This window comes from Stenotrophomonas sp. STEN240 (genome assembly GCF_056756175.1).
Genome location: NZ_JBRRBO010000011.1, coordinates 84,889 through 109,886 on the forward strand (window position 1 = coordinate 84,889; position 24,998 = coordinate 109,886).

Annotated in this window: 19 protein-coding genes and 1 riboswitch; of the genes, 7 read left to right on the forward strand and 12 right to left on the reverse strand. The window is 63.0% G+C overall.

The window, feature by feature from the left end; translation table 11 throughout:
- The first annotated feature begins 91 nt into the window (after positions 1–91).
- A riboswitch (cobalamin riboswitch) is annotated at positions 92–327 on the forward strand.
- A gap of 115 nt (positions 328–442) precedes the next feature.
- On the forward strand, positions 443–2,314 hold the full coding sequence (gene btuB, locus ACVOKO_RS07310) for a TonB-dependent vitamin B12 receptor (protein ID WP_346498275.1): 1,872 nt from the start codon (positions 443–445) through the stop codon (positions 2,312–2,314).
- Between the two features lie 102 nt (positions 2,315–2,416).
- Here btuB and ACVOKO_RS07315 read toward each other — a convergent pair whose 3' ends face one another.
- Positions 2,417–5,410, reverse strand: coding sequence for a TonB-dependent receptor domain-containing protein (locus ACVOKO_RS07315; protein ID WP_346498276.1), 2,994 nt, complete (start codon positions 5,408–5,410; stop codon positions 2,417–2,419).
- A gap of 674 nt (positions 5,411–6,084) precedes the next feature.
- Between ACVOKO_RS07315 and ACVOKO_RS07320 the strand changes: the two genes are divergently transcribed.
- Positions 6,085–6,795 (forward strand): AraC family transcriptional regulator, encoded by a 711-nt coding sequence (locus ACVOKO_RS07320; RefSeq protein WP_346498277.1) that lies wholly within the window; start codon positions 6,085–6,087, stop codon positions 6,793–6,795.
- Positions 6,796–6,853: 58 nt separating this feature from the next.
- Here the strand turns inward: ACVOKO_RS07320 and ACVOKO_RS07325 are convergent, their stop codons facing one another.
- The 4 genes from ACVOKO_RS07325 to dinB all read right to left on the reverse strand — a co-directional run bounded on the left by ACVOKO_RS07325 (position 6,854) and on the right by dinB (position 12,103).
- A complete protein-coding gene (locus tag ACVOKO_RS07325) occupies positions 6,854–7,780 on the reverse strand; it encodes an alpha/beta hydrolase (protein ID WP_346498278.1) in 927 nt (308 codons plus the stop codon).
- Positions 7,780–10,020: a FepA family TonB-dependent siderophore receptor gene (locus ACVOKO_RS07330; protein ID WP_346498279.1), complete on the reverse strand. Its 2,241-nt coding sequence runs from the start codon at positions 10,018–10,020 to the stop codon at positions 7,780–7,782. The genes ACVOKO_RS07325 and ACVOKO_RS07330 overlap by 1 nt, the downstream gene beginning before the upstream one ends.
- A gap of 282 nt (positions 10,021–10,302) precedes the next feature.
- On the reverse strand, positions 10,303–10,953 hold the full coding sequence (gene gph, locus ACVOKO_RS07335) for a phosphoglycolate phosphatase (RefSeq protein WP_346498280.1): 651 nt from the start codon (positions 10,951–10,953) through the stop codon (positions 10,303–10,305).
- Between the two features lie 64 nt (positions 10,954–11,017).
- Entirely contained in the window at positions 11,018–12,103 is a 1,086-nt protein-coding gene (gene dinB, locus ACVOKO_RS07340; protein ID WP_346498281.1) for a DNA polymerase IV, read from the reverse strand.
- A gap of 209 nt (positions 12,104–12,312) precedes the next feature.
- Between dinB and fabA the strand changes: the two genes are divergently transcribed.
- The 3 genes from fabA (at position 12,313) to ACVOKO_RS07355 (ending at position 15,405) form a co-directional block, all read left to right on the forward strand.
- Positions 12,313–12,828 (forward strand): 3-hydroxyacyl-[acyl-carrier-protein] dehydratase FabA, encoded by a 516-nt coding sequence (gene fabA / locus ACVOKO_RS07345; RefSeq protein ID WP_346498282.1) that lies wholly within the window; start codon positions 12,313–12,315, stop codon positions 12,826–12,828.
- Positions 12,828–14,036: a beta-ketoacyl-ACP synthase I gene (gene fabB / locus ACVOKO_RS07350; RefSeq protein WP_346498283.1), complete on the forward strand. Its 1,209-nt coding sequence runs from the start codon at positions 12,828–12,830 to the stop codon at positions 14,034–14,036. The genes fabA and fabB overlap by 1 nt, the downstream gene beginning before the upstream one ends.
- A gap of 541 nt (positions 14,037–14,577) precedes the next feature.
- Positions 14,578–15,405 carry a class I SAM-dependent methyltransferase gene (locus ACVOKO_RS07355; protein WP_346498284.1) on the forward strand — a complete coding sequence of 276 codons (828 nt, stop codon included), beginning with the start codon at positions 14,578–14,580 and terminating at the stop codon, positions 15,403–15,405.
- 98 nt (positions 15,406–15,503) lie between these two features.
- Here ACVOKO_RS07355 and ACVOKO_RS07360 read toward each other — a convergent pair whose 3' ends face one another.
- Positions 15,504–16,469: a helix-turn-helix transcriptional regulator gene (locus ACVOKO_RS07360; RefSeq protein ID WP_062169540.1), complete on the reverse strand. Its 966-nt coding sequence runs from the start codon at positions 16,467–16,469 to the stop codon at positions 15,504–15,506.
- 155 nt (positions 16,470–16,624) lie between these two features.
- Between ACVOKO_RS07360 and ACVOKO_RS07365 the strand changes: the two genes are divergently transcribed.
- Positions 16,625–17,401: a DUF481 domain-containing protein gene (locus tag ACVOKO_RS07365; RefSeq protein WP_346498285.1), complete on the forward strand. Its 777-nt coding sequence runs from the start codon at positions 16,625–16,627 to the stop codon at positions 17,399–17,401.
- 398 nt (positions 17,402–17,799) lie between these two features.
- Here ACVOKO_RS07365 and hemC read toward each other — a convergent pair whose 3' ends face one another.
- From hemC to mdoH, 4 genes are all read right to left on the reverse strand, one after another.
- The gene (gene hemC, locus ACVOKO_RS07370; protein WP_346498286.1) at positions 17,800–18,708 is read right to left on the reverse strand and encodes a hydroxymethylbilane synthase; all 909 of its coding nucleotides are present in this window, start codon (positions 18,706–18,708) and stop codon (positions 17,800–17,802) included.
- 31 nt (positions 18,709–18,739) lie between these two features.
- Entirely contained in the window at positions 18,740–19,468 is a 729-nt protein-coding gene (locus tag ACVOKO_RS07375; RefSeq protein WP_346498287.1) for a LytR/AlgR family response regulator transcription factor, read from the reverse strand.
- 105 nt (positions 19,469–19,573) lie between these two features.
- Complete coding sequence (locus ACVOKO_RS07380; RefSeq protein ID WP_346498288.1) at positions 19,574–20,239, reverse strand: alpha/beta hydrolase; 666 nt, start codon at positions 20,237–20,239, stop codon at positions 19,574–19,576.
- Between the two features lie 418 nt (positions 20,240–20,657).
- Positions 20,658–22,571, reverse strand: coding sequence for a glucans biosynthesis glucosyltransferase MdoH (gene mdoH, locus ACVOKO_RS07385; RefSeq protein ID WP_346498289.1), 1,914 nt, complete (start codon positions 22,569–22,571; stop codon positions 20,658–20,660).
- A gap of 779 nt (positions 22,572–23,350) precedes the next feature.
- On the opposite strand from mdoH, the gene ACVOKO_RS07390 reads away from it, so the two are divergent.
- On the forward strand, positions 23,351–23,530 hold the full coding sequence (locus ACVOKO_RS07390) for a CsbD family protein (protein ID WP_282272641.1): 180 nt from the start codon (positions 23,351–23,353) through the stop codon (positions 23,528–23,530).
- Between the two features lie 130 nt (positions 23,531–23,660).
- Here the strand turns inward: ACVOKO_RS07390 and ACVOKO_RS07395 are convergent, their stop codons facing one another.
- Together ACVOKO_RS07395 and ACVOKO_RS07400 are read right to left on the reverse strand one after the other, a co-directional pair.
- Complete coding sequence (locus tag ACVOKO_RS07395) at positions 23,661–23,969, reverse strand: DUF3817 domain-containing protein (RefSeq protein WP_346498301.1); 309 nt, start codon at positions 23,967–23,969, stop codon at positions 23,661–23,663.
- Positions 23,970–24,061: 92 nt separating this feature from the next.
- Positions 24,062–24,994, reverse strand: a complete 933-nt coding sequence (locus ACVOKO_RS07400) for a CorA family divalent cation transporter (RefSeq protein ID WP_346498290.1) — start codon at positions 24,992–24,994, stop codon at positions 24,062–24,064.
- Positions 24,995–24,998: the final 4 nt, after the last annotated feature.

Here is a 24,998-nt window from a genome sequence, read left to right on the forward strand (position 1 = left end):
GCTGCGCGTACCCGGGCTACGTTGGCTCATGGAGGCTTGGTGCCACAACGGCATGAACGCCCCATTCCGGCAGCGCTGGCGGCAATGGCATAGAATGCGCGCACTTTCGGGTGACCGTCCGGCATTGCCGGCCGGTTGAAACGGGAAGCCGGTGCCGCGCACTGCTGGATCTCCAGCACGTCGCCATTCCGGCGCTGCCCCCGCAACGGTAAGCAGGACAAGTCCAGACATGGCGCCACTGTGCACGGCACGGGAAGGCGTCTGGACGGAAGCAGCAAGGCTGCTTCGCCTGCGAGTCCGGAGACCGGCCCGAAAGCCGACTGGTTGCGATGCGGAGGGCATGGCGGCGGCTGTAGCGCCGTGTGCGCCGCCTCCGTCTTCTCCCTCCTCTGGCAGCCTTCCCCATCCGCCTGCGCGGGAGCGTGCAGGCCCAGGAGCTTCCATGAAACTGTCTTACCACACCCTGTCCCTCGCCCTTGCCCTGGCATTGCCGGGCGTCGCCGCTGCGCAGAACGCACCGACCGAGCTGGACGACGTCACCGTTACCGCCACCCGTACCCCCATCTCCATCGAGAACAGCGTGGTGCCGGTGCAGGTCATCGACCGTGCACAGATCGACCACAGCCAGGCCAACTCGCTGCAGGACCTGCTGCGCGGCCGCGCTGGCCTGGATTTCGCCAACCAGGGCGGTACCGGCAAGATCACCTCGCTGTTCCTGCGTGGCAGCAACTCCAACCAGGTGCTGGTGCTGGTGGACGGCGTGCGCGTGGCCTCTGCCACCAATGGCATGGCCGCACTGCAGGATCTGCCGGTTGACCAGATTGAGCGGGTGGAAATCGTGCGCGGCCCGCGTTCGAGCCTGTACGGCTCCGAGGCCATTGGTGGCGTGATCCAGATCTTCACCCGCAACGCCGGCAAGGGCCTGCAGCAGAACCTGGCCATCACCGCCGGCAGCAACAACCTGCGCCAGGTCAGCGCCGGCTTCAGCAACCGTGGCGAGCGTGGCTGGATCTCGGCACAGGGTGGCTACCAGGAGACCGACGGCATCAACGCCTGCCGTGGCACTGCCGCTGGCTGGGGCGCTGGCTGCTTCGCCGATGAGCCGGACCGCGATGGCTACCGCAATACCTCGATCAACGTGCGCGGCGGCTACGCCCTGACCGACACGCTGAGCCTGGAAGGCCATGTGCTCAACGCCGACAGCTTCAACGAATACGACGGCAGCATCTTCGGCGGCAACGAAGCCGACAACCGCCAACAGGTAATCGGCGCCAAGCTCGCCTGGACCGCCTCGGATGCCTTCCGCCTGACTGCCCAGGTTGGCCGCAACCGCGACGAAGCGGACAACTACTTCGCCGATGCCGATGCCGGCACCCGCAGCTTCGCCAGCGCCTTCGACACCCGCCGCGACACCGCCAGCGTGCAGGGCGACTTCAGCTTTGCCGAAGGCCAGCAGATCACTGCCGGTGCCGATTGGCAGAATGACGAAGTCACCAGCTCAACCGCATTTGATATCGACCAGCGCGACAACCTGGGCGTGTTTGCCGAGTACCAGGGCCAGTTCGGCGCGCATACGCTGCAGGCCAGCGTGCGCAATGACGACAACGAGCAGTTCGGCAACCACACCACCGGTAGCCTGGGTTATGGCTTTGCCTTCGGCAATGGCCTGCGTCTGACCGCCAGCGCCGGCACCGGCTTCAAGGCGCCGACCTTCAATGATCTGTACTACCCGGGCTTCAGCAACCCGAACCTGAAGCCGGAAGAATCCAAGAGCCTGAACCTGGGCATCGCGCAGTACGCCGACAACTGGAACTGGACCTTCAACGCCTACGAAACCCGCGTTGACCAGCTGATCGGCTACGACAGCAACTTCGACCTGGTCAACGTTGCCGAAGCGCGCATCCGTGGCGCCGAGCTGACCGGCTTTGTTTCGCTGGCTGGTTTCGACATCAACGCCCAGGCCAGCTTCACCGACCCGCGCGACCACACCTCCGGTGCCGCCAGCTACGACAACCTGCTGGCACGCCGCGCGCGCACCAGCGGCCGCATCGACGTGGACAAGAGCTTCGGCCCGCTGCGTCTTGGCGTCACCGCTGCAGGCAGCGGCCACCGCTTCGACAACGCCGCCAACACCGTTCGCCTGGCCGGCTACGGCACCATGGACGTGCGCGTTGAATACGCCATCAACGATGCATGGAGCCTGCAGGCCAAGGCCGCCAATGTGTTCGACCGCGAGTACGAAACCGTTGCCTGGTACAACCAGCCGGGCCGCGAGTACCAGCTGACCCTGCGTTACAACAGCAAGGCCAACTGAGCCAAGCAAGCCGCAGCCCAACTGGGGCTTTGGACAGCGTGAAAACAAGCAGGGCCGACGGTCATCCCGTCGGCCCTGTGCGTTTGCGAGGACTATTGCGCGTTACAGCTTCACGCGTACACCCAGATTGAAGGTACGGCCCAGCACGTCATATACCGCTGCCTGGTAACCGCTCTGGTTGAAGCCCGCACCACCGGCTTCAGCACCCGGCACGCGCGGCGGCGCACGATCAAATGCGTTGTTCATGCCACCGAATACGCTGACCTTCGGCGTGAGCTGGTAGCTGGCGTAGAAATCGCTGTAGAACGTATTGCCCGCCCACTGCCGCTCATAGGTTGCAGTCGAAGTATTGCTGCCACGCATCTTGGAGACATGACGCAGCGTCCAGTAGAAGCTCATCGTCGGGTTGGACCAGCCGGTACGCACGGTACCCTTCCACTTCGGCGTACCCCACAAGGTGAGGTAATCCCAGGCATCATCCGGGTTGGCCGGGTCGGCGACGAACTTGCGCTCCAGTGTCCGGCCATAGGTCAGGTCCAGGATGACGCGGCCGGCGTCGGACTCAGCCGTTTCGCCGAGGTCGTAGTACCAGTTGGCGTTGATATCCACGCCGCGGGCGATGCTTTGCGACAGGTTCAACTGCTGCACGCCCACCTGGACGATATCGCCGGCTCCGTCGCGCGTGACCAGATCGCAGAAGACGTTGTCCAGACTGGCCTGGTCGACACAGCGGTTGAGGATGGTCTGGTAGTTCAGCGAAGAGATCACCCCGCGCAGGTCGATCTTGTAATAGTCGGCCGACACCGTCAGGTTGGAAATGAAACGCGGCCGCAGCACCACGCCAAACGTCGTGGTCTTGGCCGTTTCAGGCTTCAGGCTCTTGTTGCCCGAATAGACGATGTCCTTCCACTGCCAGTAGTTGCCGACGCTGGTATCGCTGGGGCTGATGGTCGCGCAGTTGCCCGCCGTGTAGCTGGTGGTACTGGTGCGGTTGGCCAACGCATAGTCATTGCAGGGGTCGTAGATCCACGCAGCCGAGACACTGCCCGCCGTGTAGAGCTCACCGATGTTCGGTGCACGGATGGCCTTGCCGTAGGTGCCGCGCAAGGTGATGTCATCGATCGGCGCCCACTCCAGCCCGAGCTTGGTGGTGGTGGTGCGGCCGGCGGTGCTGTAGTTGGACAGACGCCCTGCCAGCTCCAGCGACAAACGCTTGGCGCCGGCAACATCGGACAACAGCGGCAGGCTAAGCTCGCTGAAGATCTCCTTGACACTGAACTCGCCGTTCAAGCGATCCTGGGTGGTGCCCAGGCTGGGGTCGTAGGCCGGATTGGTCGGGTCGTACTGGGCGATGCTGCCAATCTCGTTGCGCTCTTTGCGGTACTCCGCACCCAGCACGATCTTGGCTTCACCTCCGGGCAGGTCGAACAGGCCGCCAGAGACATAGGCCGAGGCCACCTTCTGCGTCAACGTGGTCGAGGACCAATCGGTGTTGTAGGTCAGCCAATCGACCATGTCCGGGGTCAACCGCTTGAACGGGTTGATCGCCACGCAACCGGCCGGGCCATCCCAGCAGATCGGGTTGCCGGCGTCATCCACATAGGAGTCCAGGCCGGCCAACAGGCGGTCATAGGAACCGGCATTGAGTTCGCGTGTGCGCTGGCGGCTACGGCCGTAGGAATAGTAGGCCTCGTAATTCCAGCTGCGGCCGATGAAATCGAAATAGCCCTCGATACCTACCGTGGCCTGCAGCAGCTTGCGGTCGGTCTGCTGGCGCATATGGCCCAGCTCTTCGTCAAAGTGACGGCCGAACGCAATGCCATCGGTGAAGTCACCACCGTTGGCGTCGATCATCTCCTGGGTGATGAAGGGGCTGTAGTACGGCACCACCTCGCTGCCACCGGAGCCATAGGTGCTGAGCGAACGCCATGAAGCCTCGGACTGGCTCTGCGAATAATTGACCGTACCGACCAGACGCAGCGAATCGGTTACATCGAAATCAAGCGTCGAACGCACCGTCTGCCGGTCCGACGGCGTCACCAGGTACCAGGAGTCATAGCGGCCGCCGAATTCACCACCATCGGTGGTGCCCTGCTGCAGCACGTTGAAACTCGAATTGAGGTTGGTCAGCCCACCCGGACCGAGCTGCGAGTGCCGCAGCGAGCCATCCGGATTGAAGGTATACAGACAGCTGGCGGCATTGGCCGCGGTGCAGTCGCCCAGCGATACCGTCGCGTTGGGCGAGTTGTAGACGTTACGGCTGTTGTCCAGGATCTGATACGGATCGGCGCTGCTGGCACGCGAATAGTAAGGGTAGCCGTTGGCGGTCCACGGACGGTCCTGGCCGCGCACGGTACCGGAGTTCTTCTCCCAGAAACCATACAGCGTGAAGTTGCCGCGGTTGTCGGCGAAGTTTTTGCCGAACAACACGTCACCGGTATAGGTGGGCATGTCGCCGCGCGAGGAATCGCCATAGCGCAGGCTCGATTCCAGGCCCTCGTAATCCCGTTTGAGGATGAAGTTGACCACGCCGTTGACGGCATCGGCGCCATATAACGCGGAGGCACCGCCGGTCACCACGTCCACGCGTTCGATCATGCTGGCAGGCAGCGCGCTGACATCCACACCGGCGGTGCCGGGAATGGAGGCAACCTGGCGACGGCCGTCCACCAGGGTCAGCGTGCGTTGCACGCCCATGCCGCGCAGATCCAACGCACTGACACCGACATCGCCGGTCTGGTTGGCGGTCTGCGTGGTCTGGGTTGCGGCAAAACTTGGCAGCTGGTTCACCAGATCGGCGATCTGGGTGTAACCGGAGGCCTGGATCTTTTCCGCACTGATGGCGGTCACCGGCGCAGGGCCCTCGAAACCCGGCTCGCGACGGATGCGCGAGCCGGTCACGATGACGGTGTCCAGGTCCTTGGCCGTCGGGCTCTCGCCATGACTGGAGGCAGCCTTGGCCTTGTCCTGTTGCGGTTCGGCATCCTGGGCAAGGGCGATGCCCGTACCACTGGAAAACAGGGCAAGGGCAACGGCAACCGCCAAAGCCCCCCGGCGACGCAGCGGCAGGCCGCTGACACGATTGTTGATAGGCATTTCCTTCCCCTCACAAGTGCGAAAACAATGACAAACGACGCCAAGGAAACTTCGGTTGAACACCACTGAGCCCGCTGCAGTCAGCGGCAACGCAACGTCACCGCGCAACAGCCGGATGCAACGCCGTGCAGGCCACCGAACGCGGGGCTGCCACTGTTGCGCCCTCCCCAGGGCAGCACGCAGCGCACACTTGCGCCGCCGGCCAATGCCAGCGCGATGAACCTTTCTCTATCCCTGCAGCGGGGCGCATCGGCGCCCGGCGCCGGCGGCTGCTGGACCACAGTCCAACGCACGCCTCATTGAAGACTGGCAGCAGTGCCGGAGCGACTGCATTCCGCTGCACCGGCTGACCGCGCCCTGCTTCAACCGCTACATTGAAATCCGCCGAATGCCGCATGCAGCCGCGGCACCCGCACTACACCCCCGCGCAGTTCCCCCTGTGCCAGTCATGACTCAGGCCGGACAAATCTCACATGCAACCAATTGATTTGCATAGTCAAACCAAATCGAAAGAAATGATTGACCGTACATTTCGGGAGCAATCATCTACCGGTCCGGCTGTACCACGCTAGGTGTATGTTCGCCTTGGCGATGCGGATTTGAGCACAATCGTTTTGCTTGAGAGGCCGCCTTCGAAATGGCAGGGTGTGCGCTCTGCAACGGAGAGCACCACCATGGCTGTCACCCTGTCGCCCCAGGTGCTGGTGCGCATGTTTGATCCATTACCCGACGTGGTTTTTTTCATCAAGGACACCGAGTGCCGGTATACCCACGTCAACCAGACCTTGATGCAGCGGCTTGCCAAGAAGAGCCGCGAGGAAATCGTCGGCAAGAGCGTGTTGCAGTTGTACCCGGCGCATCTGGCCGCACGCTATATCCAGCAGGATCAGCGTGTGCTCGGTGGTGAGGTCATCGAGGATCTGCTCGAGCTGCAGCTGTATGCCAACCGCAGCCCCGGCTGGTGCCTGACGCTGAAGCAACCCTTGGTGGAAGACAACCGCATCGTCGGCCTGATCGGCATTTCCCGCGATCTGGGCCAGCCTGACCGCGAGCATTCCTCGTTCCAGCGGCTGCTCGAAGCAGTTGAATACATGCAGGCGCACTTCCACGAACCGCTGCGGGTGCGCACGCTGGCCGGCAAGAGCGGAGTGTCGGTGGCGCAGCTGGAACGGTTGTTCAAGAAAGTATTCCAGCTCACCCCGCAGCAGCTGCTCACCAAGTTCCGGATCGACGCAGCCACGCGCATGTTGTTCACCGGATCCAGCATTGCCGGCGTCGGCCAGGCCTGTGGGTTTTCCGATCAGAGCGCCTTCTCGCGTCAGTTCAAGAACACCGTGGGTATGACCCCTCGCGACTACCGCGCACTGGCGCAGACGCCGCGCTAGCCGGGACACGCTGGCTGCATGCAGCAGCCAGCGTCATCAACAGCGTATTGCACCGCACTCAACGCGACAGCGACAGCAGTGCCGGCGCGATTGCCGCCCCCAGTGTCTGGCCGTGACTGAGTCCCGGCAAACCCTGCTTTTCAACATCCAAGCCATGCATCTCACGCAACGCGGCATCCAAGCGTGCAGCTGCCTGCGCGTTGCCTGCAGCACGTGCCGCATGGTCGGTACTGCGCTGCGCCGGCTTGCCAGCGGCAGGCCTGCCCTGGATCAGCAACAGCTTGGCCGGCGCCGCCAACGGAACGGCGTGATGTTCGAGCTCATCGACGATGAAACCGTCTGCCCACCACAGCGAAGGATCCACTGCGACATAGTCACTGAACGCAGCGGGCCGCCGCGCCAACGCGTGCAACACGAAGAGCCCGCCATAGGAGTGGCCCCACAACATCTGCCGCGCAGGGTCGAGGTTCGCCTTTGCGGCCACGGCAGGCTTGATCCGGCTTTCGATCAGATCGAGGAAGGCGTCGGCACCGCCACTGCGCCGCTGCACGTTCATTACGTCGAACTCCTCGGCCTTACCCGGCGTTCGCCGCGGGGTGTAGTCGAAGCTGCGCGCCGTTCCATCGATGCGCAGATCATTGTCGTGGGCAATCAGCGCCAGCACCGGTGGCCGCGGCTGCGCCGCCAGCCGCTGCAACAACGCCGCATCCAGCTCCATCAGTGCCGCATTGCCGTCCAGCAGATAGGCAACCGGGAATCCCTGCGCGGGAGCTGACGCACGCGGTAGCGCCAAATGCACCCGGTAATGACGCTGGCCATCGGCGGAACTGATCCGCAGCTGCTCGAAGCGATAGCCCTGCAGCGTGGCATCGGCCACCGTGACGCCGACCCGCGCGGTCGGGTCAGGTTGCGCCGATGCCAACGGCATCCCCATGGCGGCGACCGTCAACACGACGGCCGCCGCTGCAAGCCTGAAGGTACGCATCAGAAGCCGACGCTCAGGTTCACCCAGTAGCTGCGGCCGGGTTCGTTGTAGGTATCGGCACCTGCGCCGGTGGCACTGGTGCTGGTGGTGCCTTCGCGGAACAGGCGCTTGTCGAACAGGTTGTTGATGCCGCCACCCAGCCGCACCTTGGGCGTGATGCGGTACTGGCCGCCCAGGCTCCACAGGTCATAGGCCGCACGGGTATCGCGCGGCAGCAGCGCACCGGTGGTGTTGGATTGCGTAGCCGATTCCTGCTTGCCGTAGAAGGTGCCGGTCAGCATGAACGACAACTGCGCATTGACCTGCCAATCCAGGAAGGTGTTGACGGTGTACTCGGGAATGATGGACAGCGGCTGGTCGGTGGTCTTGTCGACGTTCTCGATCATCCAGGTCACATTGGTATTCCACGACAGCACATCACCGCCACCGAGCAGCGGCACCTTCACGTTGCCTTCGACACCACGGATGATGGCTTCCGGTGCATTGGTCCACTGGAACACCTGGCCCTTGGTGTCATTGGTGATGCCGATACGGTTCTGGCCGGCAACGATCTTGTCCTTGTAGTCGTTGTGGAAATACGTCACCGAGGCATGCCAGCCGTTGTCCGGCGCCCATTCAATGCCGATTTCCTTGTTGATGCTGGTTTCCGGATCCAGGTCCGCGTTGCCCATCACGTAGCAGCCCGAGCCCAGGTTCGGGTTCAACACCGGGCAGCCATTGCCGCGTGTGTAGTAGAGGTAATCCGGGTTGGCCTGATAGAGATTTGGCGCCTTGAACGCACGCGCGATGCCGCCCTTGATAGCCCAGTCCTGCGCCAGCTTGAACTGCACGTTGAGGCTAGGGCTGAGGTTGTTGCCGAACTGCGAATGGTGGTCGAAACGCAGGCCCGGCGTCAGCGTCCAGCGTTCACCGATGTACAGATTGTCCTCGACGAAAACCGCCGCGAACTGCTGGTCACTCTTGCCGGTGCGCACACCTTCATAGCCGGGGATACCGCCACCGCTGCTCGAACTCTGGGTGACCGAGTAAGGGTCATCCAACTTCATGTCGCGGTATTCGAAGCCCAGCGTAGCGACCTGCTCGATACCTCCCCAGTTCAAGGGCACGTTGATCTCGCCATCCACGCGCGCGGAAGTGAGCTCGGAGGTGGAGAAGCTCGCACCTTCAGTGATTGATCCTTCCGGGCCGCCGGCCAGACCTTCGTTGAGGCGGGTATTGTCGGTGTCGTCGTAGGCCGCGGTGATACGCGAGCTGCCCCAGTCATAGCTGCCACGATGGGTGAGGCCGAACGAGCGGCGCAGCATGACGTTGGTCTCGGCACCGTACAGTGCATTCAAACGCTCGAAACCATCCCCGCTGACGCCGCGTTCGCCCGAATAGATATTGCCCTGGCGGCTGACGCTGGCATCCAGTTCCAGCACATGGTTGTCATTGATGTCGTAACGCAGCAGGCCGCTGACATCACGGTTGCGCACGCCTTCGCGGCCCGCCGGTGGAGTTACACCGGTAGCGAAATCCTTGTTGAGATACAGCGAATCCGGCTCGGTCTTGTTGACGTTGCCGAACAGACGGAACGAGAGCTGCTCGCTCAACGGGCCGGACAACTGGAAGCCCACGCGTTCGCTGTCGCCTTCCTCGCTGTGCTCGGCCTGGCTGCCATACAAGGTCAGCGAGCCGGTGAGATCACCGGTCGGCTTCTTGGTGATGATGTTGACCACACCGCCGGAAGCGCCGGAGCCGTAACGTGCTGCTGCCGGGCCGCGCAGCACTTCGATGCGTTCCACCGCTTCGGCCGGCACCCAGTTGCTGTCGCCGCGGCTGTTGCGTTCACCGCTGCGGCCCATGCGCACCGAGTCACGCGAGCTGACCGGGCGGCCGTCGATCAGGATCAAGGTGTTCTCCGGACCCATGCCGCGGATGTCGATCTGGCGGAAGTTGCCGTAGGAACCGGACGCGGTATTGCCGGTCAGATTGATGCCGGGCATGCGGCGGATGACTTCAGACAAGTCATTGGCCGGCGGCAGGCGCTCCAGGTCCACCGCGGTGATCACCGAGCTGCCCAAGGCCTGCTTGGCGATCTGCTCGGCGGTGACGTGCACGGTGTCGATGTCGGTGGCATCGGCTGCAGCGTCAGCCATTGCCGGCCCGGCAATCAATGCCGACAGGGCAAGCGCAGCGGCCAGCGGACGACGGGACAAAGGAGCACGCGCGGACAACCGCGACGAAGAACGACGGGACATGGGGGAAGCCTCTCGACAGTGGGGATGCGCCCCCCTGGCGAACAGCTTGAGGAACGACGGATATCGAATGCAGCTGCCGGAATCAAACGCCAGGCACGCTGCTGATGGCTGCATTCTACATCAAATGAGAATGATTATTGATAACTGTCGGAAATGAGGCTGTGGCCCCTGATTTGTAGGAGCGGCATAAGCCGCGAAGCTGACACCAATGAAGTCGCAGGATTATCCGCATTCGGATAGTCCATCAGCTTCGCGACTTACGCCGCTCCTACAAAAGCCCAGCTACGCGACGATCGTCAGCAACTCGCGCATATCGTCGATCACCGCCACTGCATCGGCTGCGTCCAGGTCCAGGTCACGCGAATAGCCATAGCGCACCAGCACGATCGGCATGCGGGCGTTGTTTGCCGCGCCCAGATCGGTGCCCGAATCCCCCACCATCAGACAGTTCGCTACCGGCTGCTGCAACAACTCGGCCACATGCAACAACGGCTCCGCGTGCGGCTTGCGCTGCGGCAGTGAATCGCCACCGATGATGTGGGCAAAGAATCCGGCAATGCCCAGATGCTGCAACAACGGCGGTACCAGCGCTGCCGGCTTGTTGGTGCAGATGGCCATCGGCAGGCCGCGTGCCTGCAGTGCGCTCAGGGCTTCGCCGACACCGTCATACAGGCGCGGGCTGCGCAGCAGGCACGCTGTGTAATGCCGCATGAAAACCGGCATCGCCGCATCCAGCTCCAATGCACTGCCGGCATGCGCCAACGCGGTAGTCATCAACTTGCGTACGCCCTCGCCTATCCAGCTGCGTACCGTTGCCTCCGATACGCGCGGCAACGCCAGCTCTTCCAAGGTGAGGTTCACTGCCTCGGCGATATCACCCGCGCTGTCTACCAGCGTGCCATCCAAATCGAACACCAAGGCTTTGATCGCCACGCATCCACACTCCCAGACAATGAGTCATCGATTGTAACGGCGCAGGCCCGCGCAAAGAATGTGCTCATTCCAACGCTATGTTGCGGAACAGATCACCCTGCACTACGACTTCGTCACGGTCACGGAAGCCCGACAAACCCACGCCCACCAGCCGATAACGCGTATCCGCCGGCAGCTGCACGCGCTGGCACAGCGCCAATGCGATGTCACGCAGTTCCTCGACCGAGCCCGGCGGCGTATCCGGTGTATAGCTGCGGGTAAGAAGGCGGAACTGCGCCGTCTTCAATTTCAGCACGACGGTATGGCCGATGCGCTCGGTGCGCCCGGTGGCACGCCAGGTGCGCTCGGCCAACTGGGTGATCGCCTCGTCGAACTCGCCCATGTGCAGATCTTCGGCAAACGTGTCTTCCGAGGAAATCGACTGCACTGGCTGGTCCGGCTCCACCGGCCGATCATCGATGCCGCGTGCGCGCCGGTACAGGCCGCCGCCGAAACTGCCGAACAAGGCCTGCAACTGCTCAAGTGGCAGCGCACGCAGATCACCCACGGTCACGATGCCCAGCGCCGACAGCTTGCCCTCCATCACCTTGCCCACACCCGGCACCCGCTTGACCGGCAAGGGCGTCAGGAACTGCTCGACCCGCGACGGTGGCACCACGAACTGGCCATCCGGCTTGCGCCAGTCCGAGGCCACCTTGGCCAGGAATTTGTTGGGCGCAATACCGGCCGAGGCGGTCAGGCCGGTGGTCTCGCGGATCTGTGCGCGGATGGTGCGGGCAATCTCGGTGGCGATGCCACCGCAACTGGGCGAATCACTTACATCCAGATAGGCCTCATCCAGCGACAGCGGCTCCACCAGCGGGGTGTGACCCAGGAAGATCTCGCGGATCTGCCGTGATACCGCCTTGTAGCGGGCAAAGTCCGGCGGCACGAACACCGCATCCGGGCACAGCCGCTCGGCGCGCAACGCCGGCATCGCCGAGCGTATTCCGAACTTGCGCGCCTCATAGGACGCCGCGCACACCACCGAACGCGCCCCGCGCCAGGCCACCACCACCGGCCGTCCGCGCAAACCGGGGTCATCACGCTGCTCCACGGACGCGTAGAAGGCGTCCATGTCGACATGGATGATCTTGCGTTGTGGGCTCAAGGCAACAGTCCGAAAAGGTCGTCAACATGATAGCTGTTGTCGCTAAATGCACACTTGTCCTCACAAATGTACTTATTCATACCTCCCGTAACAGCCCGCGAACGGCGCTTATCTGCAGCTAACATACGCAACCGTCCAGTTAAAACATTTGATTGAACGGCAATGCTGCAGCATGCTCGGCGGCTCGCAAAGGCTTTGGATTACCCCGGATGACCCGTCTGCATGCTTTCACGCGCGACCAGCTGCTGGCCAGCGCGCGTGGCGAACTTTTCGGCCCCAACAAGGGCCGCCTGCCCAACGACCCGATGCTGATGTTCGACCGCATCACCGAGATCCGCGAGGACGGTGGCGCCCACGGCAAGGGCCTGATCCGGGCAGAACTGGATATCCGTCCTGACCTGTGGTTCTTCGGCTGCCACTTCATTGGCGACCCGGTGATGCCGGGCTGCCTGGGCCTGGATGCCATGTGGCAGCTGACCGGCTTCTATCTCACCTGGCTGGGCGCCGAAGGCCGCGGCCGTGCGCTGGGCTGTGGCGAGGTCAAGTTCACCGGCCAGGTGCTGCCCAGCGCCAAGCTGGTGCAATACGAAATCGATGTCTCGCGTGTGATCAACCGCAAGCTGGTGATGGCACAGACCGACGCCCGCATGCTGGTCGACGGCCGCGAGATCTATTCCGCCAAGGACCTGCGCGTAGGTCTGTTCACCTCAACCGAGAGCTTCTGATGCGTCGTGTCGTCATTACCGGCATGGGCATCACGTCCTGCCTTGGCAACGATCTGGACACCGTCTCCAGCGCCCTGCGTGACAGCCGCCCTGGCATCGTCGCCCTGCCCGACCATGCCGAAGCCGGCCTGCGCAGCCAGGTTGGCGGCAAGGTCGATATCGACCTGGACGCCCAGGTGGACCGCAAGCTCAAGCGTTTCATGAGCGATGCGGCCGCCTTCAGCTACGTCGCCATGCGTGACGCCATCGCCGATGCCGGCCTGAACGAAAGCCAGGTCAGCAACGTGCGTAGCGGCCTGATCGCCGGCTCCGGCGGCGGTTCCAGCGAATGGCAGGTGGAAGCGGCCGATCTGCTGCGCAACCGTGGCGTGCGCAAGGTAGGCCCGTACATGGTGCCGCGCACGATGTGCTCGACCGTGTCGGCCAACCTGGCCACCGCTTTCAGCATCAAGGGCCTGAGCTACTCGCTGTCGGCGGCCTGCGCCACCTCGGCACATTGCATCGGCGCAGCTGCCGACCTGATCCGTCACGGCGCACAGGACGTGATGTTTGCCGGCGGCGGTGAAGACCTGCACTGGTCGATGAGCGTGATGTTCGACGCCATGGGCGCACTGTCCACCAGCTTCAACGAAACCCCGAGCACCGCATCGCGTCCTTACGACGCCAACCGCGACGGCTTCGTCATCGCTGGCGGCGCCGGCATGCTGGTGCTGGAAGACTACGACCACGCCGTGGCTCGTGGCGCGCGCATCTATGCCGAGCTGGTTGGCTATGGTGTGACCTCCGACGGTGCCGACATGGTTGCCCCGTCCGGCGAAGGCGCCGTGCGCTGCATGAAGATGGCGATGGAAGGCCTGGACCGACCGATCGACTATCTGAACACTCACGGCACCTCGACCCCGCTGGGCGACGTGACCGAGCTGGGCGCAGTTCGCCAGGTGTTTGGTGATGCGGTGCCGCCGCTGTCTTCGACCAAGGCGCTGTCGGGCCATTCGTTGGGCGCAGCCAGCGTGCACGAGGCGATCTACTGCCTGCTGATGATGCGCGATGGCTTCATGGCCGGCTCGGCCAATATTGAAACGCTGGACGAGCGCGTCGAAGGCTTCCCGATCCTGCGCAAGACGCAGGAAGCGAAGCTGGATACGGTGATGTCGAACAGCTTCGGCTTTGGCGGCACCAATGCGACGTTGATCTTCGGCCGGGTTTGATGGCGGAAAGTTTGATAGCGCAGTGATTTAAAAAAACAGCCGCGAAAGCGGCTGTTTTTTTGTGGATTTTTGCAGCCAACACCCCTCTCCGCTCACAAAGAAGGGGAGCGAAACAAGCGCAAAGGCAAAGCATGGCCAAACCATATCTACCAGATTCAGGCATCCATTTTAAACCGTAATAATTTCGGTCAAGGCAGCCTCGATAGTGCCCTTCACTGAAATTCGCCTGCATTTATGCAACAACCCTATATACCCAATTCAAAAACACCTTGGGTACCGAGTTGCATTAGCTCCCGTACTGCTACATCTTAGGCCAGTTAGGCCAGCATTGCCTCCCATTCCACAAGTCATGATTAGCAAAACTGTAGTCAAGCAAAGAATAATAAATAAGCAGACCGACGGCTTACGAAACTGGCCACGAATGCATTAATGGAATTTCTCAACAACTATCAATTACTTGTAAGCCACAAGCCTGTAAATTCCGCAACTGAAGCCGTGTATGGATCATCCGACTTACTACACCTAGCATCAAGGGATTTCAATGCCAAGCATTTCCGAGATTGCGCCAAACCTAAGACTCGACAAGACCGGAATCTGGTCCGCGGCATCGACCGAAGCTATCTCATACCCGGAAGAAGGCAACCAAGCATGCTTTGAACTGGAGGAATCATCGTTCTGGTTCAAGCACCGCAATGCGTGCATCACGATGGCGGCGACGGTGTTTCCACCGGCCAACAATGGACCAATATTTGATATCGGGGGAGGGAATGGCTTCGTTAGCTGTGGGCTAATCAAAGCTGGATTTGAAACAGTACTGGTTGAACCAGGTCCATCCGGTGCAGCAAACGGAAAATCGCGAGGCATCCCTACCGTGATCTGCGCCACAACGACTGACGCGGGATTCAAGAACTCGACTCTGGATGGAGTGGGCCTTTTCGATGTCATCGAACACATAGAAGAGGATCATAACTTTCTAACTTCGATAAGGAATCTCCTCAAGCCCAACGGACGCCTCTATGCCACCGTGCCGACTTACTCCATGCTGTGGTCCGAAGAAGACGAACTTGCAGGTCATTTCCGCAGGTATACACGCGATTCCATTTGCTCTGTGATCGAAGGAGCTGGCCTGAAGATAGACTACGCAACGTATTTTTTTCGCCCGCTTCCCGCCCCTATCTTCTTGCTTCGCTCGTTGCCACACCGCCTTGGCGTTAAGCGGACTCCAAACCAAGAAGCTGCTAACGACCACAAGGCCGGCATCGGCGCTGCACTGATGGACGGTTTGTTAGAGAGAGAAATCCGGAACATCAGCCACGGCAGAACCATGTCCTTCGGTGCGAGCTGTTTGGTGGTGGCGAGCGCACGCTGACACCGAAAAGACGCCACACGTGAATGCCCCACTTCCTTCACCTTGGCGGAAGAGGAAGTGGGGGAAAAGCGATAGCTAAGGCGCCAGAGCGGCACTGCTCAGTCGTAATTGCTCAACGCCAACGACAACAGCGCCTTGGCCTGCTCGCGCAAAGACTGCGGTTCCACAATCTCCGCATCAGAGCCGTAATGCAGTACGTCCATCAGCAGCTCACGCGAAACGCTGTAAGGCAGCTTCAACTCATAGCGTCCGTCCGCAAGGAAACGCCCCTGCTGCTTGGAATGCCAATGTTCATCAGCCACCCAACGCGCGGCTTTGGCACTGAACACAATAGTTGCCCAGCCCTTGGGGGCACCCGAAAAAATGCCGTAGCTGGCCGCCAGCTGCTCATCCAGCTCGCTGTCGGCAACATCACGCGCCGGCTGGTCCAGCAAGCGCGCCTGATGGATGCGGTCGACCGCAAAGCTGCGCACCGCCTCGCGATTGTGATCCCAGGCGTCCAGATACCAGTTGTCGCGGTAATGGGTAATGCGTTGCGGCGACACCGTGCGCCGGGTCGCCTCATCCGTGGAGCGCGCGCGGTACTCGAACGACAGCTGCTTGCGCTCCAGCACCCCCGAGGCCACCGTGCGGAAACTGGCTTCGTCCAGCTTGCGGCCACGGTGCGGAATCACCCGTACCCGCTCCACCGGCCAATGCGAGGCACCAGCCTGGGCAGCCAGCAAACCCTCGATGCGCTGCTGCAGCGGTGCCAGCATCGACGACAAGACTCCGCCGCCGGTACGCGACAACAGGTGCTGCGATGCCAGCAAGGCATGCAGCTCCTCCGAGCTCAGCCACAAACCAGGCAGCTCGAAACGGTCGCTTTCACCGCTCTGGTAGCGGAACCCGGCCTCGCCATCGCCCTCCACCGGCGCCATCAGCGCGTCACGCAGGAAGGCCAGGTCGCGGTAGACCGTGGCACGGGAACAGCTCAACTCCTCCTGCAACCGCATCACCGTGACCGGGTAGCGGGCGGACTTGAGCAGACGATGCAGCGCGTTGATGCGTTCATAGCGGTCCATGCCCGGATTATGTCCGACTCGGGGCTGCAATGGAGCAGACCGGCGCCCCGCATAACAGCGAATGAAGCCCCAGCCCCCGTCAGCCTGAGGGTCAGGGACCATCCGGTATCATCCAATCGCCAATCATTCCCGTCTCTCCCATGGAGATCCCCCTGATGTCCCTGCGTGTTTCCCTACTGCTGCCGTTGCTGCTGGCCGCCCCGCTGGCCTGGGCCGACGACGCTTCCGAGCTTGCCGCCATGACCTCCCCCTGGAGCGGCAGCGGCGGTGAGCTGGGCTTTGCCTCGGCCCACGGCAACAGCACCACCGAAAGCTTCAACGGCCGTCTAAAGCTTCGCTACACCGATGATGACTGGATCCACACCATGGACCTGTTCGGCCTGCGCTCCAGCGCCGAGTACACCGAAACCGCCGATGACGGCAGCACCACCCGCAAGCGCCAGACCACCGCCAACCGTTACACCGGCAGCGCCGGCAGCGCCCTGCAGCTGGGCGAGCACCGCCAGCTCACCGCCACGGTGCGCTACGAAAGCGATGACTTCGCCACCTATGACCGCCAGGCCAGCTTCGGTCTGGGCTACGGTACCCGGCTGATCGATGGGGAACGCCTGATCCTGGATACGCAGATCGGCCCCGGTGTGCGTCGCTCGCACAACGCCGACACCGACGAAGACCGCACCGGCCTGATCGGCCGCGGCCTGTTCGACCTCAAGTACTCCCTCACCGAGAACACCGAACTGGTCAACTCGCTGCTGGTGGAATCGGGCTCATACAACACCTTCGCGCAGAATGACTTCGGCGTATCGGTAAGCATGAACAAGCACTTCGCCCTGAAGGCAGGCTGGCAGGCCCGTCACAACAGCGACGTCGCTGAAGACAAGCGCAAGACCGACACCCTGACCACCATGAACGTGGTTTACAGCTTCAAGTGATTCCGGCGTTGTTTGTGGGGGTTGCGCAAGCCGCCTGGCACAGCCAAAAACCCACAGCACCCCTCCCAACCCTCCCCTTGCCTGCGGCAAAGGGAGGGCTCGGCTCCCGGCAAGGTCCAGCACCGTAGTGCCGAGCCATGCTCGGCAGGGGCCTTACCGGCAAACCCGGAACAACCGACATCGGTAGTGCCGAGCCATGCTCGGCAGGGGCATTACCGGTAAACCCGGAACAACCGGCATCCCGGCATCGGTTTTGTGGGAGCGGCGTAAGCCGCGAAGCTGACCATACGTGCCTTGCGCGCCTATACAACCGGCGCTCTCTGCGTTACCTGGCATTTGTGGCTTCGCGGCTTACGCCGCTCCCACAACAGCCACAACAGCCAATACAGCCACCACCCTCAGCGCAGCAACTCGCCAGCGCCGCCTTCCAACAATTGCCGCGCCACTTCACGGCCCACGGCCTCCGGGTTGCTTGCCGGACCCTGCGCTTGCGCACGTACCACGCGGCCATCGGCCACGCCGCCGACCAGGCCCTGCAGCCACAGGTCCTCGCCGCGCCACTGCGCCAGGCCCGCGACCGGCACATGGCAGCTGCCATCCAGCGCCCGGTTCATGGCCCGCTCGGCTTCCACGCAGCTGCGCGTTGATGCGTCATCCAGCGCCTTGAGCAGGTTGATGGTCGCTGTATCTTCCGCCCTGCATTCGATCGCCACTGCAGCCTGTGCCGGTGCCGGCAGCCACTGCGGGGCACGCAGACGGTCACGGATACGCGCGCCCAGTTCCAATCGCTCCAGGCCAGCGCAGGCCAGGATGATGGCGTCGTATTCGCCTGCATCCAGTTTGGCCAGCCGCGTATTGACGTTGCCGCGCAGGTCACGCGATTGCAGGTCCGGGCGCAGCGCGCGCAGCTGGGCCTGACGACGCAGCGACGAGGTGCCCACGCAGGCGCCCTGCGGCAGGCTTTCCAGCGAAGGATAGTGATTGGATACGAAGGCGTCGGCGGAGTCGGCACGGGTCAGGATCGCCGGCAGTGCAAAGGGCGGCTCCAGCTCCATCGGCACGTCCTTGAGCGAATGCACCGCGCAGTCGGCATCGCCGCGCAGCATCGCCACTTCCAGCTCCTTCAGGAACAGGCCCTTGCCGCCAATGGCAGCCAGCGAACGATCAAGGATTTCATCGCCGCGCGTGCTCATCGGCACAAGCTCCACCTGCAGCCCCGGATGGGCCTGGCGCAGACGGTCGGCAACGTGTTCGCTCTGCCACAGGGCAAGCGGGCTCTTTCGGGTGGCGATACGCAGGATGCTCATGCCGCCATTATCGCCGCTGCCAGCGGCCGGGTCACCGCCGTTCCAGTTCAGTCTTCAGCCCGGCCACGCAGCGGCGGCTGATTTCCAGCGGCTGCGGGACATCCCGCAACACCGCCTGCACCTGCCCGGCTGGCGTACGCCGCACTTCCTGCAGCCGATCGCGGGCAATCAGGCAGTTGCGATGGATGCGGATGAACCGCCCGGAAAACTCGTCTTCCAGCGAACGCAGCGATTCCTCGATCAGATCCTCGCCACGCAGATGGTGCACCACCACGTACTTCTCCTCGGCCTGCAGGTAGAGGATGTCCTCCACCGGCACCAGCCGCAGGCTGCCACGCAAGCGCGCGCACAGTACGCGTCTTGCCGAGGTGGCCGCAGCCGGCGCGGCGCTAAGGCGGCCGGCGATGAAGGTACGGGCGCGTTCCACTGCTGCGACCAGGCGTTCGGCCCGCACTGGCTTCATCAGGTAGTCAATCGCCGCCGCTTCAAAGGCGGACAGGGCGTGGGCGTCGTAAGCGGTGCAGAACACCACGGCCGGGCGCGGTTCGAAGCCGGCCAGGTGGCGGGCAACTTCAAGGCCATCTATGCCCGGCATGGCGATATCCAACAGCACCAGATCTGGCTGGGTCTGTGCGCAGACATGCAAGGCATCATTGCCGTTGGCGGCCTCGCCCACCACGCTTACCTGCGCAAGCTCGGCCAACAGCGCGCGCAGGCGCTCGCGCGCCAACGGCTCATCATCGGCAATTACTACCCTCACGCCCTCTACCTCGCTCACGGCTCCCCAGTCGTGGCGACATGGTAGCCGGGTTCGCTGCACGCCGCCGTCAACAAACCGACAACTGCGCTGCAGCTCACAAACTGCTCAGGCCTGTGCGAAGCGGGCCTGCAGCCAGTCGCCGAGCGCGTGGATTTCCTCGCCACAGACCTGGTGGGCCATCGGGTAACGCTGCCACTGGACGGCAAAGCCCAGCGTGGTCAGCACCTGCGCGCTGTGCTCGGCGATGGCCAGCGGGATCACCGGATCGGCGCTGCCGTGGGCCATGAATACCGGCTGCGCGGTCGCGCCTTCCACCAGCTGTGCCGGCGCGGCGTCCACTTCCGGCAGATAGGTGGACAAGGCCACCAGCCCAGCGACCGGTTCGCTGCGCTTGAGCCCGGCCGACAGGATGATCGCCCCACCCTGCGAGAAGCCGGCCAGCACGATGCGGTTGGCGGGAATACCGCGGGCCTGCTCGCGGGCGATCAGCGCTTCAAGCTGCTGCACCGATTCGGCCACACCCGTGGCGTCGGCGCGGCTGCGGAAATCCATGCTGACAATGTCGTACCAGGCCCGCATCGGCATGCCGTTGTTGATGCTGACCGGGCGCTTGGGCGCATGCGGAAACACGAAGCGGATGGCAGGCCACTGCGGGCGCACCAGCTCCGGCACGATCGGCGCGAAGTCGTGGCCGTCGGCACCGAGCCCATGCAACCAGATCACCGACCATTCCGGCACCGCGCCGGTTTGCTGCTCCACTGTTTCCAGCATGTCTACAACTCCCAAGGACAAGCCGGGATTATGCCTGCCCGCTGCTTGGATCGCTTGCGATGCGGAGCTGCCGGGCCATGTGGAATAGGAAAGTTGGTTGTAGGAGCGGTGTAAGCCGCGAAGCTGGTGGCGCGGCCGATTGAAGCAAGGCGAGCCGTATCAGTCAGATCGCAGATTGAATGACGGCGGAGTGTTTACCAGCTTCGCTGCTTACGCCGCTCCCACAAAACCATTTTGAATCCGGATTCTTGTAGGAGCGGCGTAAGCCGCGAAGCTGGCTATGTGGCCGGTTGAAGCAAGCCCGGCTGCATTGGTCAGGTTGCTGATTGAATGGCGGCCGCGGTGTCACCGGCTTCGCGGCTTACGCCGCTCCTACACAACCACCGCAGATCCGGGGTCCTGTAGGAACGGCGTTGCTTCAGTCCTGCAGCGGCTCTTTCAACGCGGCTGCACGCAGCTCGGCGGCGCGCAGCAATACGGCCGGGGGAGCGCTCTCTTCCGGGATGCACAACAGGCCGTGCCGGCGCAGCCAATCACCGGCCTTGCGCGACGAGGTCCAGGCCACCACCGGCACCGCCAGCGCCATGCCGATCACCACCGGCGCCATCCATGCCGCCAGTGACGGTGACACCATGTACGCGGCCACGCCCATCACCACGCCGAACACACTCAGGCCACCGTAACTGCGCAGCAGATCGCGCACGGAAATGCTGCCGTCATCGCGCTGCTGTGCGTCCCAGCCTGAATCCTTGCCGGCCAGCACTTCCGCCACACCGCGCGACTGCACGTACATCACCACCGGCGCCATCAACGCAGCCAGCAAGGTCTCCAGCAGCATCGAAACAAAGGCACGGAAGGCACCACCGCAGCCAATGCGCTCCTTGCGCGAAGTGAGCATCGCCACATAGCCCATCAGCTTGGGCGACAGCAGCGCCACCATGGTCACCAGGAACACCCAGAACACGCCATTCTGGTCGAGCTCGCGCCAGTAATGCACCGGCGAGATCTTCAGGTGCAGCTCCTGGGCCAGGTCGATGCCGCCATGGATCAGAGGAATGGCGATACCGATCAGCATCAACATCGCCCACATCGGCGCGGTGAAGTAATGGCCGATGCCAATCAACATATGCACGCGGTTGACCCAATGCAGGCCCGGCGTGGCAACCACCTTGGAGTGCTGCAGGTTGCCCTGGCACCAGCGACGATCGCGAATCAGCAGATCGGTCAGGGTCGGCGGGCCTTCTTCGTAGCTGCCGTGCAGGTAGGGCACCATGTGTGCGGCCCAGCCACCACGCCGTATCAGTGCGGCTTCGACGAAATCGTGGCTCAGCACGTGACCACCAAACGGCTTGCGCCCCGGCAGTTCCGGCAGACCCGCTTCCTCGGCGAATGCCTGGGTGCGGATCACCGCGTTATGCCCCCAGTAATTGCTCTCCGCGCCGTGCCACCAGGCCACGCCATAGGCCATCACTGGCCCGTACACGCGGCCACCAAACTGCTGCATGCGGGCAAACGCGGTACGCCCACCGACCACCGCCGGCAGCGACTGGATCAGGCCCACAGTGGGATGGTTTTCCATCGCCGATACCAGGCGCACGATCACGTCGCCGGTCATCAGGCTGTCGGCGTCGAGGATCAGCATGTGCGGATAGGCGCCGCCAAAGCGACGCACCCAGTCGGCGATATTGCCGGCCTTGCGGCCCACATTGCTGGCACGGCGGCGGTAATACAGCCGCTCGGCGCCGCCGGTGGCTTCCACCAGACGCGCGAACACCTGCTCCTCGGCGCGGCCGATGGCGTCACGAGTGGTGTCGCTCAGCACGTAGAAATCAAAGTGCTCCAGCTGGCCGGTGGCCGCGACCGACTCGTAGATCGCCTGCAGGCCGGCCATCATCCGGCGTGGGTCTTCGTTGTAGGTCGGCATCAGCAAAGCGGTACGGCTGCGCAGCTGCGGCAGCGGCGTATCCGGGTAGATGCCGAGCTTGCGGCGGCCACGCAGCAGTGCCTGCAGGCCGGCCAGGCTGCTGACGAAGGACATCGCAATCCACGCAAACAGCAGCACGAACAGGCCCAGCAGGCAGCCTTCCAGCACGTTGATGCCGCCACTGGACAGCACCCGCGCCATCAGCCAGGTCGCCGCCAGCGTGGCCAGCGCGGTCGTGCCGAACACATACAGACGGCGCAGGCCGATATTGGCCGGTGCGGTCTTCTGCCGCGGCACGTGCAGCGAACCCGAACGCAGCGACTGCTCGGGCATCGGCAACGGATGCTCGGCTGGCAGCACCGCAATGCCGGCATCCAGGCCGTTGTTGGTGGTGACACTGTTGCTCATTGATCGCCCCACTGCGGCATCTGCAGCCAGTCCTGGCGGCCCACCCTGCGGTACCGCTGTTTGCTTGCGTGTTGCACCTGAATTCCTTGAAGGAGAAGCCGAGCAGCCGGGAAAACTAGTAGAACCAACCTAAACCTGCGGCAAACGAACCCTGCCGGTCGCGAAGCGGGAGCCCCCTCGAACCACCTCGCTGGGGGTGGCAATCCCGCCACCCCGGCCGTGTCAGGGCCATCCGCAGCAATCCCAAGAGGACATCGGCGGCCGATGAATTATCCACCATCAAAACCGCAGGCACACCTTTGCCAGCCAGATTGGCGATGATGTCGGGCTGTTTGACCGCTATGTGTTCGCCCTGGACCCTGCCGTGGCCTACCGCTGGCGCGTACGGCAACGTTGCTGTCTGCCCTGCGGTCCCACCGGGGCTGACTGCTGCCGGACCACCGCGCGCCCCCGCAATGCTGATTCCGGCCACCATGGATCGCTCGCCGCGCCCGCAAGCTCGCCGTTGAACTGGAAGGGATACCCCAACCAACAGGGCCCGGATCAGCGCCGCCCACCCGCATGGCAACCGCAGTTCCGCACGCTGCAACAACGCGCACCGTGCTGAACCCGGGCAGTTGCGGCGGCCGCATCCCTTGGCTAAACACGCATATCCCCAACCCAGGCTAAACATCGGCGTGCAGGCAACACGATCACAACATTGCACTCACCTGCAGCAAACCCGCCGGTGCGCAGGCTCAGGGCGTCTGCAGTGAGGCAGACGTTTCCGGAGACCAATCGTGGACCGCAACCGTGTTGAAGGCACCAAACACGAAATCAAAGGTGCCATCAAGGAAGCTGCTGGAAAGATGACCGGCAACAAAGCCCAGCAGATGGCCGGCAACATGGAGAAAAATGCTGGAAAGGCGCAGAAAGCAATGGGCAAGGCAGCTGACGAGGTAAAACATCGGCACTCATGACGACGGCATCACCGCGCAAGAACTGCTTCCCCAATACATCAGTCGGAGCCAGTACTAGCTAGCGTCACACTGCAGGTTCAATGGCGCGACCGTGTGGAAGCCGGCCGCGCCATTGCTTGTCAGAGCGGAATCAGGCGCTGCGCTCGGACAACAAGCCGATGCGGCGGAACCACATCTCCAACGGTACGGTCACCAGCGGCGGCATTGCCGCCAGCAAGGCCAGCAGCACGGCCCACAGCGGCCAGCGCAGCTTCACCCAGGCATACAGGCTGACCACGACGTAGAACAGAAAAGCCAGCCCATGCAGGCGGCCAAACAGCCACACACCCAGCTCGGTGGTGCCGGTGCCGTACTTGAGCAGCATGCCGATCAACAGCCCGGCCCAGGTAACACCTTCAATCAGTGCAGCGGCGGCAAACAGCTTGCCGGCGGCGTTCATTGGTTTGGCAGACATCGATTCCATCGGGCGTTCAAAAAGAGCTGGGATTGTAGGCGAGAACGCGTCGCATCCCGCCACCCGCACCCCGCCACTCAGATCCAGCCGCGCCGTCTGAACCACAGCAACGGCACCACGATGCTCAAGCCCACAGCGGCCAGCGCGATGGCATAGCCATAATGCCAGTGCAACTCCGGCATCGATGCGAAGTTCATGCCCCACACGCCCACCAGCACCGTCGGTGGGATGCCGACCACCGAGGCCACCGCCATCACCTTCATCACTTCGTTCTGGTCCATGTTGATCAGGCCCAGCACGCTGTCCAGCAGGAACTCGTTGCGCTCGCCCAGCTGCTGCTCGAATTCGCTCAACGAGGTCAGGTCCTTGACCACCAGTTTGATCCGCTTCGGCGCGTCGGCACCAAACCACTCCGGCGTGGTTTCATCCAGGTAGCTCATCATCCGCAGCATGCCGTGCAAGGTGTTGTGAAACGCGCCGATACGCCGGCCCATCGTGCCCACTTCGTGCAGCATCTGTTCCAGCCGGCGTGATGCCCGCTTGCCCTTGGGGTGGTTGAAAGCCTGCCGGGAGAACTCGCTCATCGTGCTTTCCAGCGACTCCAGCAGATCGGCCAGGCGGTCGACGATGTGTTCGATCATGCGCAGGAACAGATCGGCCGAGCCCTGGCAGGGCTGCTTGGCCAATTCGGCCTCCATTCCTTCCAGCGCATCGATGCGATGCTCGCGCTGCACAACCAGCGCGTGCGGCGCCACCACGAAACCGAGCGGCCCGACCACATGCTCGGTCTCGTACTGGAAACGCGGCAGGTTCAGCACCAGAGCCTCACCTTCCACCCGTACCCGGCTGCTGAACTCGATCTCGCTGATACCGGCGCGGTCGGGAATAGCAAAGCCCACCCGTTGCGAGGCTTGCGCCAGTTCCTCCGGCGTTGGTTGGCACAGGTCCACCCATAGCGAAGCTGGCGCCGTGCCGCCGGCAGCGGTGGCGAGGGTACGGCACTGGAACATGGCG